Genomic DNA, 17,839 nt, shown 5'->3' with positions numbered 1-17,839 from the left:
CATTTACAAGTCCATCCCGGACAAATCTGAACACGTACCCAGAGGTGCCTGTGTCGGTCCCCGCGGTGCGGCTCCAGCCCCTGCCACTCGAAACACGTGGCAGGGGCGAGAAGAGCGAGCCGACGCGCCGCGTCACCTACACAGGCAAGAACGGGCTCGGGTTGCCGTGCCAGGAGATGCGCAACGCGTCTCGTGCCCGGGTACTGGCGACAAAGAGCTGATTGCGGCTCTTCTTGAGCTCCCGCTCGTAGCGCCTGGGGTCGCTGGTGGCGTACTTCTCGGTGATGGAGCTCCGCGGGAGGATGCCGTCGCTCGCGCCGACGATGGCGAGCTTCTGATACTCCAGGCCCTTGAAGCGATGCATCGTGCCGATGTGGACCTCGCCGCCGCCCTGCGGCCCCTCCTTGGTGAGGGTCGCCGTCGTGATGCCGTGCTTGATCTCCAAATCTGTAGCGACGCGTCCGGCCATGTCGCTGTCGGCGACACACACGGCCATAGTGCCGCTGGGGTCGCGTACGGTTCCGTTCTCGGCGGGGCTTGCGATCTCGGCGCGCCATTCCTTCAAGGCCTCGGCAAGCCGGGTGATCTCCTCGTTCCAGTCCGCGCAGGGGACAAGTTCAGGGGCAGGGCCGCGAAGCAGGGAGTGGTAGCCGTCCAGGGTGTCGGTTCCGTCGTCGAGATCGTCGTACGGGGCGTCGCCAACGACTTTGGCCGCCTGGTCGAGGATCTCCTGGGTGGTGCGGTAGCTGAGGGTCAGTTTCGAGGCACGGCCGCGGATGTTGATGCCGACGGTGGAGAGGGTGACTTGGCGGTCATAGATGCGTTGGTGGGTGTCACCGGCGATGAACAGGTCGTCGGGGCCAGGGGCGGCCATTGCCCGCAGCATCTTCCAGTGCGCGGGGCTCAGGTCCTGGGCCTCGTCGACGACGATGTGCTGGTACCGGTGGCGCAGGTAGCGCATGGCTGAGCTGTTGTCGTCGAGGTGGGTCAGGTCACCGCCGCCGATGTCCTGCTTGCGCTCGGCCCTGGCTTGGATCTTCCGGGCCCGCTCGTACTCGTAGCGGGCGGCACGTTCAGCGGCTTGAGCCCACGTTTCGCGACTCATGCTGTTGAGACGCAGGGTGAACTGGTCGAGGAGCTTCCAGATGACTGCCCGTTCGGGTCGGCTCAGGGCCCGCCCCATGCCTGCGCGTCGCGCCTTGAAGTAGTCCTGTCGGGTGGCAATGGACTGGCCGAGGACGACCTGCTGCCACTCGTCGAAGAGGAACTCCGCGTCCCAGCGCTGCTCATCGTGCTCGAAAAGGACTTCGCGCAGGACGTTCAGGGCGGGGTCGTCGCCGATGACGCTGCGCTGTGATCCAGGGGCGACGTTCTCGTTGAGGACGCTCTGGGCAAGCTGGTCGATGTGCTTGATGTCGACGCGAGCAAGGGGTTCGGGGCCCATGAGGGAGGTGAGCCGGGAGCGCAGGTCGGCGGTGAGGTTTTTGGTGTAGGTGGTCAGCAGGATCGGCTTGCCGTGGCCGGCCGGTAGGGCTGCCGCCAGGCGGGCGACGCGGTGCAGGGCGACGATGGTCTTGCCGGTGCCGGGACCGCCGCTGACGCGGGCGGGACCGTTGTAGTTCCGCTCGACGATCTTGCGCTGGGTGGGGTGGAGGTAGACCTTCCAGGCACGGAAGTCGCCTTCGGCGAGGACGTTGCGGATGTCGTCGTCGACAGTAGTGACCGCGGTACGGGCCAGGGCGGCCGCCATGTCGTCCTCGAAGCCGGGTTCGAGTTCGGCAGCTGCGGGACGGGTAATTTCCTGCTCGACCTCGTCGAGCGGCATGCCGGAGCCTAGGCCGGTGAGGATCTCCGCCGTCAGCCGGGGTGCACCGGCGATCAGCTGGTCGAGTTCGTCCTCGCTGGTCACATTCAGGGCGAGATCGATCAGAGCCTCCGCGACGCCCAACCGACGCAGGTCCTCGGCGGAGTGTCCGACCAGCAGTCGTGCGGCGGGCTCAACAACGACACGCTCGGTGGACTGCGGAACCACAGGCTCGATGGGCTGTGCAGCCACCGGCTCGGTCGACGCCACTGCAGCCTGTTCCTCGGGCGCAGGGGTGAGCCGGACGCCCGCGCGCTGCAGCACGCTCTGGCCGACGACTCCGAGGTCGACGAACTCGATCTCGCCAGTGATCCGGTTGATGGCGACGGTGAGTTCTTCGTAGACGTCCTTACGATGCCGGACGGCGACGATCAGCCACTGCCGCACCCCGTCGGCACCGGTCCCGGCACGGGCAAGGAGCGCCCGGTACGAGCGGTCGATCTTCGCGCGGAAGATGCGCCCGTCACCCTTGAGGGGTTTGAGGTCGAGGCTCGGATGGTCGGGGTCGTTGCGGAACTGGTGACAGAAGTCGTAGAACTTCGTCTTGACCGACGAGTCCATCTTGTAGAGCTCGTTCTCGGCCTTCTGGTACAGGCTCAGGCGCGCGGTCATCGGTCAGCACTCTGTTCGTCGAGGTCGGCGGGGGAATCCGGGCGGGGCGCCGCGTCAGGGACTGCGGCGAGGATCTCACTGATGTCGGCAAGCCACTCGTCGGCCGACCGCACGTTGAACCCGGCGTCGCGGTAGGCGCGCCAGGTCTTGTCGCTCTCTTCGTCCGTGTGGTCGTGCGCCTCGGCCATGACGGCGATCCGCAGCTCCTGGGCCGAGTCGTGCCAAGCGAAGTCCGCGAGCCATCCGCGCTCGCCGAGCTCGTAGCCGTACGCAGGGGCTTGCTTGCCGTGGTCGGCGAGGGTGTGAGCAAGGCGGGTGAGGGCAGCGTCGGGTTCGTCCTCATCGAGAATTTCGAGGATGTCCCGGTCCCACAACAGGTCGCGCAGCGCCGCTTCGACACGGGAGTCGCCCGGATGGCGGTCCGTCGAAGACGGCGGCCTTGCGACCCCGGCACCGAACTCGACGACCAGGGACTCCAGTTCCCCGATCCCGCCGAACGCCTTCAGCACTGACGTATCGAATCCGCCGGCCCTGGAGGTGGTCAGCTGGACGCCGTCACCGCCGTCGTCAGCAAGGAACTGCAGCAGGTTGGACCACTGCAACCAGGCCCGCCACCGTGCCTTGTGTTCAGGGGTGCCCAGGTGGTCGGGAAGAGTGTCGTCCAGGCAGACCAGCGCGGTCCACCGCTGAGTCACGGCATCGACGAGGAAGGCGACGGGCAGTCCGGTCTGGTCGCTGGCCTGGAACAGGCTGAGCGTGCCCTTGTCCTGCACCGGCGCCGGATCGACGCCGTCTGCGTCCCCCCAGCGGTTCAGGAGCAGGTCGAGCGCCTGGCGGGTCCGATCCGGAGTTCCGCTCGTGACGAGCGGCTGGTTGTCAGTGGCCAGGAGCCCGCCGACCACGGCCGAAGCACGCTTGCCCCAGGCTGCCCTGTCGGGGCTGCGCAGGTAGGCGAGGAGCATGCTCATCGGATCGGTGAAGGCGGTCGCGGCCAGGTCGTCACCGTCTTGCGGGTACAGCTGCCGGGCAAGGTCCTGGGCGCTGCGCGGGTACGGCGGCCAGACCTGTTCCGCTGCTTCTCTGCCAACCGCGGCCCCTTGTGCCGTACCTGTCTTCCGTTCGAAAGCGTCGAGGTCGTCCCAGGTCAGCTGGAAGACGACGCGGCCGTCCGCGCGCAGCCGGTTGCGCTTGTCGGCGTCACCGGCGAGCCGGTTGTGCCGCCGGGTGGCGTGGTAGCGGTGGCCGTCCAGGTAGACGGTGATCTTCTGCTTGGGGCTGTCGGTGTGCTCGAAGGTGAAGTCGGTACGGGTGTAGCCCTCATTGCGTTGCGCGGTCAGTCGCCAGCCGTGGACGGTATCGGCGTCCTTGAGGCGCAGGTAGCCGCTGTTGTCACCGCTCTCGTCCAGGTCGGTGTCCTCGCGCTGCGCAGACCAGCCGCGCAGCGCCTTGAGGAAGCGGGCTTCGAGGTCTGATTCGACCTGTCCGTCGAGGCCGATCCGGTCGGTGTTGCCGACCGGCGCGACGTCCCAGGCGTCGGTTTCGGTGCCCAGGAGTTCGTTCAGGATCTCCAGGGCGGCTTGTTGGGAGACGCTCTCGATGTGCCGCTCTTCCGTGTAGCGGTAGAGACACCGGTGGCAGGCCACACCCCGCTCTTCCCGGCAGGGGCACTCCAGCATGAGCCGCCGCGCGTCGTCGAGGACCTGCCGGAACGCGTCCGGGTCGGTGAGTCGGTCGAGGTATCCGGTGCCGTGCGGGAGGCGATCGAACAGGACGAGGAAGTGTCGCTTCTCGGCAGTGTCACGGTCCGGCATGGTGGCGAGCGTGGTGTCGAGGTGCTGCGGGTCGCCCCCGAAGGCGGCGTCCACACCAAGCCGCAGGGCGGCCTGGAAGGAATGGACCTTCTCCTCGACGAGGACGGTGGCGGCGGGCAACAGAATCCGCAGGGCCTCCGTCGTGAGCTCATGAGCGAGCAGTACGGGCTCCTGCGGAGCGTCTTCCTTCCCACGTCGCAGCGGGCACCAGGGCGTGTGGTGCTTCAACGCACGCTGCCGGTTGGCGGAGTTGTCAACGGCGTCGCGGTCGTCGTCGAAGACGGGTCGCCCGTCCGCGCTCGCTGCCCCACAGGCGGTACACACATGGAACGGGGCGATCCGCACGGCCTGCCCGGCGAGCTGGTCGTTCTCCTGCGCACCGACGCTGAGCGGACCGGCATTGATCTTCCGGATGACGGCACGGCGCGTGTAGTCAACGCCGAAGATCTGGCTCTTGTGCCGCCAGGACTTGCCCTTGGCGAAGTGTTCGGGAGCAATGTCGACCATATCGACGGTCGTGTAGAAGCGGCGGTCTCGATCGTCGCTCTCGTCGCCGATCCTGGCGTCCTCCCGCTTCTCCCGGGCAGTGACGACCGTGGGCTTGACGATCTGCCACAGGCTGCCGGAATCCGCGATGCCCGTGTCTGCGCAGCGCGGGCAGGGCGAGATGTCATCCTCGGCATTCTCGGTGCGGACGTAGCCGCAGGAGGGGCAGAACCGCCAGTGCCGCCAGTCCTGGTCCTTGCCCGTGACGATGTCGATTCCGGTGATCCGGTGCTTGTAGCCCTCGGCGTAGAACGTGTTGCCGGGGGCCAGTTCGGACAACGCGAAGCCGCGCGGCCGGTCGTAACTGAACGCCTTCGTCTTGTACGTGTCCCGTCCCTCGGCAGTCTTTCCCTCGGGCCAGTACACGGTGGCATCCAAGGTGGTCACGGCGTCGATGAGCGCGTAGTTGGGCAGCAGCCCCAGGTCGCACAGCACCTCCTGAGCAGGCCGCCGCTGGCGCGCGGCCCCCTCCTTCGACTTGGCGTGCAGCTCGGCCTCCAACTCGGCCTTGGTGCCCGCCTGTTCCTCGTCGCCGTCCTTGAGTTCGTCGATCGCGGACCGGATCGTACGGATACGGGTACGCAGCTTCTGGTTCTCGCGCTCCCAGGCTCGCTCGGCCTTCTCCACCTCGCTACGGATGCCACGTACCGCGTACTGCTTGAGCTCGGCCCGCGCAGTCTCACTCACACCGGTCGGGAAGAGCGCGAGGAACCCTGCGACCAGCTCCTCGCCGTGGGCGAGCGCGGCCTCGGCGAAGTCGGTGAGGTAGCCGGAGGGGCCGAAGAGCTCGTCGACCCGACGCGACAGGGCGGCGAGCGGCTTGCCGTCCTCACGCAACAGTCGGCCGCGGGCAGCGAGGTCGAGGAGGTGGGCGGTGTACTGGCGACGCAGGATCTCGATGGCCGAGAGGTACGAGCCCGGCGGCACGATCCGTCCGTCGATCATGTCGCGCGGCCGGTCCAGGAAGTACAGGTCTCGGCGTTTCCTGTCAGGGATGGTGAGCAGGAAAGCGTTGCCGGTACGACGGCCGGCCCGCCCCGCCTGCTGGGCGTAGTTGGCCGGGCGGCGCGGCAGCGCGCCAAGGACGACGGCGGACAGGTCGCCGATATCGATGCCCATCTCCAGGGTCGGCGTGCAGGACAGCACGTTGGGGTCGTTGAACCCGTCGCCCTTACGGAAGGCCGCCTCGGTCCGCTCCCGCTGGGCGCGGGTGAGCAGCCCCGTGTGTTCGGCAGTGATGACCTGGTAGGTGCCGGCCCGTCGGTACAGCCCCCGGTAGTAATCGTTGCGGTAGTCGCGGTCCCGGTCGTGCCGGTCGACGGTCTCCAGCCACCGGTCCCCCGCCACGAGACGGCCGGAGGCACAACGGTAGGCAGGGCACGGCTGGCCGTGGTACTGCGCGAGCAATGCGGGGTGGGTGGTCTGCTCCCAGAAGCACTTGGGACAGCGTACGTACGCCACGTTGACCTGCGCGTGAGACAGGAGCTGCAGTTGCACGGCGCCCGGCTGCAGTCCGTGGAAGCGGGCGGCGGTGTCGCGCGGGGTGCCCACCGCGATCAGCCCGGCGTCGGTCAGCCGGGGCAGCAGCCGCACCCAGAAGTCGTCGGCCTGCTCCCGAGTCATGCCGAAGCAGCGCTGCGCCCAGGTCTGGTACCAGGACAGCCGCCCGGCGGCGACGTCGAACTCACTGCCCGTCTTGGGCCGCGCCAGCAGGAAGCTGGGCGCGGACACTCCCTTGGGGAACGCCTTCATGCCGCGCGGACGCCCACGCCAGATGAAGAACCGGCTGGTGCCAGCCTCCTCCAGGTACTTCTCCAGCCACCGGTGACCGACTGCGCCCCGCGTCCGCAACCGCTCCAGGAAGGCCCGCAGGAAGGCCAGGTAGCGGGCGTCGTCGTGCTCGGTGAGAGCAAGCCCACGCTGCGCGGCCTCCTCGTGCACTCTCCGTACGAGCGCCACGGCGGCCTGCTTGTCGGGGATGTCCACCCAGGCGGCCGCTGTGCGGGTCAGCTCAAGGGTTCGGCCGTTACGGGACCTCAGCCCGAACTCCATAACGGCCTCGAAAGCGAACCGCTCCCCGATCAGGTCCCAGGTCTTGCGGTCACCCCCGCGTCCCTTCCCGGAGAGCAACCGTGCCACTCCCGCGTCGTCGTGCAGATCCGGCGGTACGACGGCCGCGAGCGTCTTGCGGTCGGTGGTCGCTTCGACGACATCGGCTACGAGGTCGTTGAGGGCGAGCGGTCGCCCCTCGTACAGGTGCTTGGCGAACAACGCCCGCCGCGAGAACGTGTACGACCTCGATGCGACGAAGCCGGCCCGGTGGGCGGCGTCCTGCACCGAGTCGTTGAACATCAACGTCTTCGTCTCGCGCTGCTTCTTGTCCATCTCCCCGCCGGTAAACAGCTGGGTGACGGAGGCGGCGGCGAGCGCAGCCGAACCCGTACCGACGAAGCGGATCGCGTTGTGCGTCCCGCAGGCCGGGCACCAGTCGTCCTTCGCAGCGCGTTCGGCGTTGTCGCCGAGCTGGACGAGGACGAACGCCGAGTCGGGCCCGGCGGGACGCGGGTTGCTCTCGTCGTCGTAGTCGTCCTGCGGATCGGGCAGCCGAAGTTTCTGATCCTGCCCGTCGAGAACCATGAGCACGCCCGCGCCGCCGGTGGTCAGCGACTTCTGGGCCGCCCGGTCCATGGCGGTGCGCCCGTTGCCCTCGCGAGCCTCGTTGTCGGTGGCCGCGACCAGGGTGCGCACCTTCGCCTTCGCGGCGGTGACGGTGGCCCGGCGGATCTTGTGCGCCTCGAAGCCCAGCTCCTCGAAGTCCGACTCGGGCGCGAGCACCGACCAGCCGGAGCGACCGCATTCCCGGCAGTACACGGCAGGCAGGAACACCCGGGTGTCCTGGGACGCGGTGGTGTCCGGCGTGGTCCGGGGCTCCCGCACCGCACCGGCCGTGTCCCAGGCAAACTCCGCTCTCGGCCACGGCAGAACGCCCCTCAGCATCCGCGTAACGGACCTCGCCCACTGGTGCACCTCAACCTGCACAAGCGGCCGGGGCTTATCCTTCGGCGCATCCGGATCGCGAGCCACGGACAGCAACGCCACGAACCGGGCGAGGGCGGAGGCGGCGACCTGCGGTCGCGTCGTGATCGCCTCGTCCCAGGTGCTGGCTCCACTGCGACGCATCACATCGAGAACTTCGTCGTACGTGTGCACCGAGCCGTCGAAGGCCTTCAGCACCGCGTACGTCAGCCGGTTGCGCTTCAACGCGGCGCCGAGGGCCACCGGGTCAGTGATACGGGCACCGGTGACGGCTTCGACGAGGTCCGCGAGAGCGTCGGGACCGGAGGTCGGATCAGGTAGAACGGTAAGTGCCTCGGGCGGCGGAACCTGGCCGGGCAGGAATTTGGCGTTCGGGATGAATTCATCGACCGTCAGCCGGTCTTCACCGATGATCGCGTCCTCAGTGAACGTGCTACCGAAGACCTGAGTCGCCACCTCCAGGAGCCGGGCCAGCCCGTCCTCGTCCGTGCCGGAGGCGAGCGTCGCGGAGGTCGCGACCGGCGTGATCGAGCCGAGCGGCTCACCCGGCCGGGTCGCCCCGACGGCCGCAGCGAGCCGGCGCAGCAGCATGGCGACGTCGGTGCCCTGGGCGCCGTCGTACGTGTGGAACTCGTCGACCACCACGTACCGGATGTCGCTGGTCTCCCACAACGGAGCGTCGGACGCCCGCTGGAGGAGCAGGTCCAGCATCTTGTAGTTCGTGATCAGAATGTCCGGCGGGGACAGCTGCATGTCCTGGCGGCGGGTGTAGACCCGTTCATAGTGGGTCGCTGCCTTGTCCCCGATGTACAGCCCACCATGCACTCCATGGAGTTCGCCGTGACCGGTGAGCAAGTCGTTGATACGGCCTGCTTGGTCGGTGGCGAGGGCGTTCATCGGGTAGAGGAAGACAGCCTTGACGCCGGTGTTCCCGGCCGCGCGCTCGCGGGCGCAGTGGTCGAGGATGGGGTAGAGGAACGACTCGGTCTTGCCGGAGCCAGTGCCGGTGGTGACGAGGGTGGGTTGCGGTGTGTGCCCGTCCTTGCTGGTCAACCGGGCGAACGCGCGGGCCTGGTGCGCGTACGGGGACCAGTCGTCGGTACGCCGCCAGTCCAGGTGCTGCTGCCAGCCGTCGTCGGCTCGGGTGAAGGGCGTACGGAGGCGGAGGTACGGGCCCCGGAACATGCCGGTGGTCTCGTTCCCGAGGAACGCCTCCAACGCCTTACGGGCGCCCTCGTCCGCGAGACCGTAGGTCGTCGACAGGTACTGAAGCAGGCTCTCCTTCAGCCCCTGCGCTTCGAGCGTCGGCCTCATCGGGACGGAACCTCCATGGTCTCCGGGTCCCACAGACCCTGGGCAACGGCCGCGTCGAGACGCTGCTTGAAGTAGGCGTGGGCAGCACGCATTTCGCGCTCACGGTTGGCTTTGTAGAAGGGGGCGGTGTAACCGGTGGGGGGTGTGGCTGCCTCGGGGAACTCAGAATTGGGCTCGGCCGGGAGGACACCGGTGTCCGAAGGCTCGCCGACCACCTCCTGGTAAGCCTCGAACTCGGCCCAGTGGTCCTTGGTCTGATCGAAGCCGTAGGTGTAGCGGTCCCCGGCGATCTTCCGCTCGGTGGCGTCGAACCAGGTCACCCGGTCGAAGTCCTGCATGATCGGGAACCGGGCCCGGTACATGGCAACGAGGGTGTCCGCATCGATGCCGAGCCACACCGCTACGAGCGCGTCGATTTCGACGAGCGCTGCACGGCGGGCGTACTCGGTGCGGAGGGGGCTGTCGCGTTGCCATGAAGGGGTAACGGCATGCAGCTCAGTCTTCATACCGGGCCAAGAGACGGCCCAGGGTTCGTAGCCGGGCCACCTGGGATCGTAAAGGTCACTCCAGAGATCGGCATAGGCCGTGGTGAGAGCGTTGAGGCGAAGGGCGCGGAGGAGAAGAGCAGGAGCAAGGGGATGATCAAGGGAAGGAACGGGCATGCGCCTGGCCGGGGATGGCTGAAGATGCTTGGTACCCGTGATTCGGAGCATGTAGTCCAGCGGAATAGACGACCAGAATCCTGTCGTCAGCACGGTCTGAAAGTCGCTGCCGAGCGTTGCACTACAGAGCGTCAGAAGGTGGTTAGGACCCGGAGGAATAACTGCACAGTAGAGACTTCGCTCCGTATCCATCGCAATCCATTCGCGCCAGGCCATTCGATAGAATCGAGAATATTCAACCGTTGCACCTGGGCGCTCGACACCACTCCCGAATGAGGCCCGCCCGCCACACCGTGAAGAAGGCCCGCAGAAGCAGGATTCAGAAACCCGTGTCGACGAATACACTTCCCATTTATCCTGCTCGGAAAGGTATGTCAAACGATCCACTGCAGGAATGAACTCGCTTTCGGGCATTTGACCATCGGGAATATGCAGATGATTCATGCCTCGCATTTCCCCAGAACCTTGACTGGGCTGCTTAAAGATTGGGTTCGAGACACCAACTTGTGGACCTTGCAGGATCACGTCCCCGAGACAATACGATTCGCATTCTCCAAGCTGCTCACGACCTTGATTGTATTCAATCAGCGGACCATCGCCATCAGGGCCATAGCGGTGTTCTTTCACGACGGTCTCACTCAGTCCCGGGCTGATTTGATGCCGATCGTCACCCATGCGGATAGGGTAGTTCGACAACGCATCGATTGCGGCATCTTCGAGATTGCTGACCGGCGTCAACATCCAGGTCTGCTCCAATGGCGTGGCCCAACTCCCAGAGAGCTTTTGCCATCGTGAAAGAGTCTGCAAGGTAACCCGGATCACTCTGGATCGATGAGGGCGCTCGTCCCAAGAGCCATCATTCTTGACACCCGGAGCAACCCCATTTCCATCATGACCGAAGGATAGACGCAGAGAATCCACAGTAAATAGCCAAGAAAGCGAGTCAAAGGAAATTTCCTGGACACCTCCGTAGACGTGGACACCAAAATGACTTGACCTACCTACCGGCGACGGAAAGAACCGGTTACCTGCATTAACGAAATCCCCATGCAGTCGCAACCTTCGATATGCAGCCTCCCGCAGCCTCGCCTCATCGTCTCCAGAAAAATGTGTGTCTGGGTGCACCATCCCGGCCGTGGCACACAGCCCGAAATGATCCCAAACCTCGCACATGAAGGCCCGGTAAAGATCAGGCTTGGTACCCGCGATAAGAGGATAGGTCGCGGACGCAGACAAGTAACTGGAGGTAGACAAGGTGCCGATTAGTTCCTTCAGCAAATATTCCCGCACCTCCGCCCGCTCGAGTTCACCGTTCCTCCGCCTATTCTTTTCCCCTGATTTCTGCTTCTCGGTGAGCATGAACCAGGGCTCATGCTCACCGAGAACCGGGTTCTCCTTCCACTGCGGCCGAACCCACGGTGGATTCCCAACCTGCAGATCGAACCCTCCGGCCGAACTCGTGAACACCCCCGCAAAGTCCAGTTCCCAGTGCAGGAAGCCCTGTTCCTTGGCGATATCCCGTACGAGGCGCATCCATGGGTATCGCGTCTCCACTGCCTTCCGGGCGTCGTCCATACCCATCTCCCCCTGGATGACCTCTTCCAGAAGCTTCAGCTCCTCCAGTGAATCGGCGGTCGTAGCAAAGGTCGCCTCCGGGACCGGCACCGTACCGACCATTGACTCCACGAAGGCGATCCAGTCGTCTAGTTCCTTCAGCGGGATGACGGCACGGCGCTGCTGCGTCCCGTTGCCCTTCTTCAGAGCCGACGTTGCCCTACGCTGCTTGATCTGCTTCGTCTCAACGAGATTCCCCTCGTCCGCGTCATCATCGAAGGCCATCTGGTCGCCGTTCAACGCGAACAGCAACCGGCTCTCAACGTACCGAGGCTCGGGCGCAGGCTCCGCCTCTCCCACCTGCGGCACCCCGGAGGACAAAAGCGCATCAACCGTCACTACTGGCGCCGTCTCGTACTCCACGTCCGTCCCGTCCAGCAGCCCCACCCGATCCAGCGGCCAGAACCACAACGCGCACCACGCGTCCATGACCTGCTTGAGCCGCCAATATGGCGACCCCTCCGCCTCGAACAGGTCCTTAAACACCTGCTCCTTCGTCAGCGGCAGGGACTCTCCGTCCGAGTTCTCCTTGTCGCGGCGCAGGAACGCGTACTCCTCCGCGTCCTCCTCCCGCTCTGCCCCCCACACCTCGATCGTTCGGGCGATCTCCCGCTCGCTCAGCTCCATCCGCTTCGCGACGAGCTGCCACAGGAACTCGACCCGCTCTGCCGCCGCCTGCAAGCGTGCAAGCTGGCTGCTCTTCCCGCCGGTCGTCTTCGGCTTGCTCTGCACCCCACTCTTCCACGCCTTCAGCTGCTTGAGCTGCGGGCCGGCGAGCTGCTCGACGAGCTTCTTCGCATCCCCGCTCACTCCCGCGACCGCACCCCACCCGGGCGTGGGCAACAGGAACTGGTGCACCGCCCCCTTGGGCAACGTCTGCTCCGCGCCTCCGCCCTCCACATCGCGGAACGGCAGCTTGACCGGCGTCGTACCGCCGACGTTCCGCTCCTTCTTGATGCGGTCCGCCTCGTACACCCAACGCCGCGCCCCAATAAGCGAGTTGCCACGCCGCAGGTGCAGCCCGAACCACGGTGCGCGCATGCCGGGGTGCATGGTGTTCAGCCACAGCGACACCTCGGCGAGTTCGACGCCCGTCGCGTTGAGGTCGATGCCGTACGCGTTGTGCAGCGCGATGTACGCCTTGACCTTCTGCTTGGCTTCGAGGGCCTTCGACGCGTCCAGGCTGACACCGAGCTCCACCTGCCGCCGCTTCAGGTACTCGTCGGCGACCTGGTTGATTGCCTCGTTGAGGAACGCGCCCGAGCCGAGCGCGGGCTCGCAGATCGTGTACTTCAGCAGTTCGCTGGCCCGCGTCTCGTCCGTGAGGCGGTGCTTGAGCGCCAGCTCGACGGTGACCTGCGTCAACGACTCCGGCGTGTAGTAGGAGGCAGACGTTTCTCGGTCACGCCCGGCAAGACGGTAGACGAACTTGCCCGCTTCGTACTTCTTCGGCCCGCGCAAGCCTTGTTGTTCGGCGTCCTGGGCGGAGTGGACGACCCAGGTGTTCTCCGGGTAGTCGCCCAGTCGGCCCGCGGGAATCAGCCACGAGCCCTTCTCCGGGTCGCCGTACTGCTTGCCGCCCTGCTTCTTCGCGCCCGGCTTGGCGACTTCCGCGAGTTCCTCGTCGGCGATGATGCCGGTGTACGACATCAGGCCCTCGTACACAGCCCCGAGCTGGTTGATGCCGAGGTTGCGGTACGAGATGAAGCCACCCTGCCGCCCCTTCACTCCCGCCTCCTTCATGGTGAGCAGCCGCAGCACCTCGTGCAGGGCCTCGTTGCGCAGCCGCAGGTCGAGCCAGCGAGGTTCCGTACCCCCGTCCTCGTCCCACCTGGGGTCAAGGATCTGGGTACCGATGAGGGTGATGCTCTTGGGGTCGAACAGCTCGCTGCTCAGCGCCTCGAAGCGCAGGCCACGCCCCTGACTGCGCTGGTCGGCGGGAAGGTGGTCGTCGCGCTCGGTGCCGTGCGGGCGGTGCCCGAAGTTAACCTTGTTGAACAGGACGTCGAGAGACGCGTACAGGTGAAAGCCCTTGCGGCTCTCCTCGTCGACCAGCTTCCGTTCCCTCGCCACCAGCTCGCGCAGCCGAGCTACCGAGTAGCCAGCCTCGTACGTCGAGTCGTCGGCCGGCAGGATGCCCAGCTCTGGGCGGGCCTCGGCGTACAGGAGGAACAGGACGCGGTACAGGTATCGCAGGGACTCTCGGGTGAGCTGGCGGGCGAACGACCCCTTCTCCAGGTCCTCGATGTCACGCGGTTCGAGGCCCTCCCTCCGCAGCCGGGCCAGGACCTCGTTGGCGATGATCTCGACGGAGCGTTGAAGCCCCTTGCGCAGCTCGGAGTTGACGCCGACCGCGTTGTCGCGGGATGCCTTGATGACGGCGTCGAGGCGGCGGCCCTTGCCGTCGGCGCGGGGCGCGAGCATGTCGTGCGAGAAGAGGGCGGCGAGGAGGGCCAGTTCGCCGGACTTGGCGAGGTCGTTCCGGGCGAAGGCCGCGTCCAGGCTGGCGGCCAGGTAGCGGCCTTCGCGCCAGGCGTTGCGGTCGGCGAGGACGAGGACGCCGCCGCACAGGAGGAGGACGAAGCGAGGGGCGTCGCCGCCGGGCTCGTACAGCTCGCTCTCGGCGAGCCACCCGGCCAGCTTCTCGCCCGCCTCGATCAGTCCTTCCGCCGTCTTGAGCGGGTGGATCAGGCGCCCGGGGCCGCCATCGGCCTCCAGGGCGTCGTCCAGGCTCGCGGTCCATCCGCAGTCGAGTGCGACAATGCCGTCACCGTGCCACGCTGTCTGGACTTCGTACTCTCTGCCCGCGCTGTACACGACGAGCGGACGCGATGTCTCGTCGGTCGCCTCGTATCCGAGGGCGGCGAGAACCCGCGCGTGCCAGGCGGAAACTCGCTCGGGCCACTCTCCCGACGGGTCGTCGTAGGTGCTCCCGATGAGGTCCTGCTCCTCGTTCGCACGCGCGGAGAGGAAGAAGGGGCGGGCGGTGGACAGGTAGTCGCCGCGGAGCTTGGGCAGGGCCTCGCGGGGCGTCGGCCTCGGGTCGTGCTCGTCGGTTTCGCGAGTGGTCCACAGGGTGAACAGCCCCTCGTCGCCCGCCGTCTTCTTCTTGAGGGTGTTCTCCAGCTCCTCACTGAAGTAGTGGGCGGAGAGGTACTCGCCGCGGTTGGCGAAGGAGTCGTAGGTGTAGCTCATCGTGCGGACTCCTCGGCGACGTGCGCGGTGGCGGGGTGGAGGGGTTCGAGTACGGCGAGCACCCGCAGCATGGGGTCGCCTGCGGTACGAAGACGGCGGACCAGGGCGCGGCGGCCGGCGGCCGTGTCGGTCACCTGCTCGCGGCGGCGCTGCTGGTTGCCGACAGCAATCAGTGCGGCCTGTTCCCAGACCTCGACCCGGTTCTCGTAGGGGGCGAGGTAGGTGTCAACCTGCCGGTCGTAGTCACTGCGGCGCACCCGCATGTGGGTCTCGGCGACCTCGACGGCGGCGGGGACGAGCGCCTGCAGCTTCTCGGGGTCGACGGGCCTGCCCCGGCCCGGCATGGTCGGGCCGACGCCGCAGGCGGCGAGGAACGCCGAGTCCATGCACCACACGCGGGGGTTCCCACCGGTCTCGCCGAGACCGGTGACGGCCATCCACTCGACGACGGTGGGCCTGCCCGCGGCGTTGGAGTAGACGCCCTGAAGGAGGTAGACCGGGCCGGTGAGGGCGGCGGGCAGCGCCTCGTCGATCTTCTTGGCCTTGACGGCATCGGCCTGGTAGGCGAGCACGAACGCCTCGTCGTACTTGAGCTTGGCGAGGACCTTGTCCGTCACCCAGTCGAGGACGGGGTGGATGTCGGAGACGTACGAAACGTTGGGCCACTGGGAGGTGGGCTGGTCGCCCTTGCCCTGCTTGGCGTTGCGGGCGGCTTCCAGCCGGTCGGCGGCGTACTGCTTGTCGAAGGTGAGGCGGAGTGTGCCGTCGTACCGGGGCGTGGTGAGGATCTTCTCCTGTTCCAGGTACGACTTCGGCAGTTCGCGGAAGCGGTACTGCAGGTCGTCGGGCGGGGTGAACTCGATGCGCCCGCCTGCGGTCTCGGGCTTGAAGTCGAGGGCCTCGCGTTCGGCCTGCGGGTAGATGAGGTCCAGCGCCGCGCCGAAGTACGCCTTGGTGTCGGCGAACACGTGCGGTACGTCGGCCTCGGCCACCGGCGCCTTGCCTGCGGCGGCGGGGGCTGCGGCCGGGTCGGCGATGCGGGCGTGGACGTTGGCGAGGAGCCCGGCGAGGACGTTGCCCGCCTCCTGTCGGGACTCCTTGATGGAGCGGTCCACGGTGGAGCCCTTGATGAGGTCGCGGGTGAGGCGGTCCTCTTCCTTCTTGTCGTTGTAGAGGCCGGTGACGGCCTCGGCGCTGCCTTCGCCGGTCTCGATCTGGTTGGCCTGTTCTTCGCGGCGAAGCAGGCGGGTGCCGACGAGCCGGTCGTCGAGGGTGAGCGTCTCGCCGCTGTCCTCGTCACGCCGCCAGGGCACGTCGGCGGTGAGGGTGATCGCCCGGAACTCGGGGCTGACGGCCTGACCGTAACGGTCGATGCGTCCGTTGCGCTGTTCGATGCGGATGAGGGACCAGGGCAGGTCGTAGTGCACGAGGTCGTGGCACTGGTGGTGCAGGTTGACGCCCTCAGAGGCGAGGTCGCCGGTAAAGAGGAGGCGTACGGGTTCGTCGCGGCGGCCGAAGCGGTCGACGATCTCCTGCTGCTGCTGGTCGTTGGTGGTGTCGCCGTGCATGACCTCGACGGCGCCGCCATACGCCTTCCACGGGCGCGTCACGTCCGGCTCGGCGAGCTTCTTTTCCTTGAAGCCGAGCTGTTCCGGCACGACCCGGGCGAGCCAGTTCAGGGTGTGCACCCGCTCGGAGAACACCACGACGCGACGCTCGGAGCGCGGGCCGACGCCGAGGCCCTTCAGGGTGCGGACGAGTGCTTCGAGCTTAGCGGAGTCGTCGTCGGTGAAGTCCGCGAGCAGGCCTTCGAGTTCGGTCAGTGCGGCACTCTCGGCGGCGAGTGCGGCACGGCGCTCCGGTTTGCCGTCCGCTGCCTTGTTGCGCTTCGGGTCCTCCAGATACGCGCGGCGGCTCTGCAGGGACTTGCCGAGCGCGACGTGGGAAGACAGGAACGCCTTCAGGAAGCCGTACGCCACTAGCGGGTCGGCACACACCGAGGAACGGGCAGGATCACCGGGGGTCCACCGGTTCGCGAGCTTTTCCAGGACGGCGACTTCCTTTGGTGTCGCCTCGGCCGGGATCGGCAGGGAGTCACCCCGGTCGGCCCACGGCTTGCCCTTGAGGCCGTCACGCACCTCGCGGTCGGTCTTGGTCCGGCGGATGTAGAGGTGGGCGAGGTCATCGACCTCGTAATTCTTCGGGTCAGCAATGGCTGCCGGGTCGAGCATCCGGATCAACTCGGCGAAGGACTCTGCATCACCGTTGTGCGGGGTCGCGGAGGCCAGGATCAGGGCGTCGGTACGTTCGGCGAGGCGACGGGCGAGGCGGTTGTTGCGGGTGTTCTTGTTGACGAGGTTGTGGGACTCGTCGATGACCACGGCGTCCCAGTCGATGTTCTCCAAGTGGTGCGCGTACGTTGCCGACTTGAGCGTATCGACGGAGACGATGACCCTCTTGAAGTGCGCGAAGGGGTTGCGGCCGGCCGGGATCTCCTGCTGTACGCGCTGGATGCCGGTGGAGTCCAGGCGCACCAGCGGCAGCGAGAACCGGGTCCACAGCTCACGCTGGAACTGCTCCAGGACATGTGCCGGGGTGACCACGAGAATACGCTCGCCGCGCCCGCGCCGGATCAGCTCGCAGAGCGTGATGCCGATCTCCAGCGTCTTACCCAGACCGACCACGTCCGCGATCAGGACGCGGGGCTGCGGATTCCGCATGGACAGAGCCAACTCTGCCGGGCGCAGCTGATGCTCCTGCCGGTCCATCAGGTAGGAATCGGCGAGCGCGATACCGTGCTCGGTCTGGGGGAGAGCGGTCTTGCGGATGACCGCCTCCAGGTAGAGGCGCGCTTTGGCGTGCCGGGCGGTGTCGTCGGCGACGAGGCGGGTACGCCGCGGATCGAGCACGTCGATCTGGTCGAGCCCTGCATAGAAGACCGAGTCGGTGCCGCGTACGAACGGGGAGACTCCGCTGACCTCCACCATCAGCCCGTCACGTGATTCCTCGACGGACTTCACGAGCCACTGCTCGTCACGGATGCGCACCTGGGCACCTGGAGCGAAAGTAGGGCGGAGGCTGGCAGACGAGCCGTTCCGCTCCAGCTCGGCGTTGCTGGCCTCAGGAACCTCGGGCTGCATCGCCGTGGTCACGTGGTGCTCCTAGATATTCGTGGTGAGAGAGGT

The 17,839-nt window shown here is 66.8% G+C and carries 4 protein-coding genes; all 4 read right to left on the bottom strand.

The window, feature by feature from the left end:
* Window positions 1-136: 136 nt before the first annotated feature.
* From OG897_RS36425 to OG897_RS36410, 4 genes are read right to left on the bottom strand one after another with little or no spacing between them, the layout of a single operon-like run.
* Window positions 137-2,476 carry a UvrD-helicase domain-containing protein gene (locus OG897_RS36425; protein WP_266663965.1) on the bottom strand — a complete coding sequence of 780 codons (2,340 nt, stop codon included), beginning with the start codon at window positions 2,474-2,476 and terminating at the stop codon, window positions 137-139.
* Window positions 2,473-9,183 carry a DEAD/DEAH box helicase gene (locus OG897_RS36420; RefSeq protein ID WP_266663963.1) on the bottom strand — a complete coding sequence of 2,237 codons (6,711 nt, stop codon included), beginning with the start codon at window positions 9,181-9,183 and terminating at the stop codon, window positions 2,473-2,475. Before OG897_RS36420 ends, OG897_RS36425 begins: the two co-directional genes overlap by 4 nt.
* The gene (locus tag OG897_RS36415) at window positions 9,180-14,654 is read right to left on the bottom strand and encodes a hypothetical protein (RefSeq protein ID WP_266663962.1); all 5,475 of its coding nucleotides are present in this window, start codon (window positions 14,652-14,654) and stop codon (window positions 9,180-9,182) included. The genes OG897_RS36420 and OG897_RS36415 overlap by 4 nt, the downstream gene beginning before the upstream one ends.
* Complete coding sequence (locus tag OG897_RS36410) at window positions 14,651-17,806, bottom strand: DEAD/DEAH box helicase (protein ID WP_266663960.1); 3,156 nt, start codon at window positions 17,804-17,806, stop codon at window positions 14,651-14,653. The genes OG897_RS36415 and OG897_RS36410 overlap by 4 nt, the downstream gene beginning before the upstream one ends.
* Window positions 17,807-17,839 lie beyond the last annotated feature (33 nt).

Source organism: Streptomyces sp. NBC_00237 (assembly GCF_026342435.1).
GTDB lineage: Bacteria > Actinomycetota > Actinomycetes > Streptomycetales > Streptomycetaceae > Streptomyces.
The sequence above is the reverse complement of the archived record's forward strand: the minus strand, read 5'-3'. Positions and strand labels throughout refer to the sequence as shown.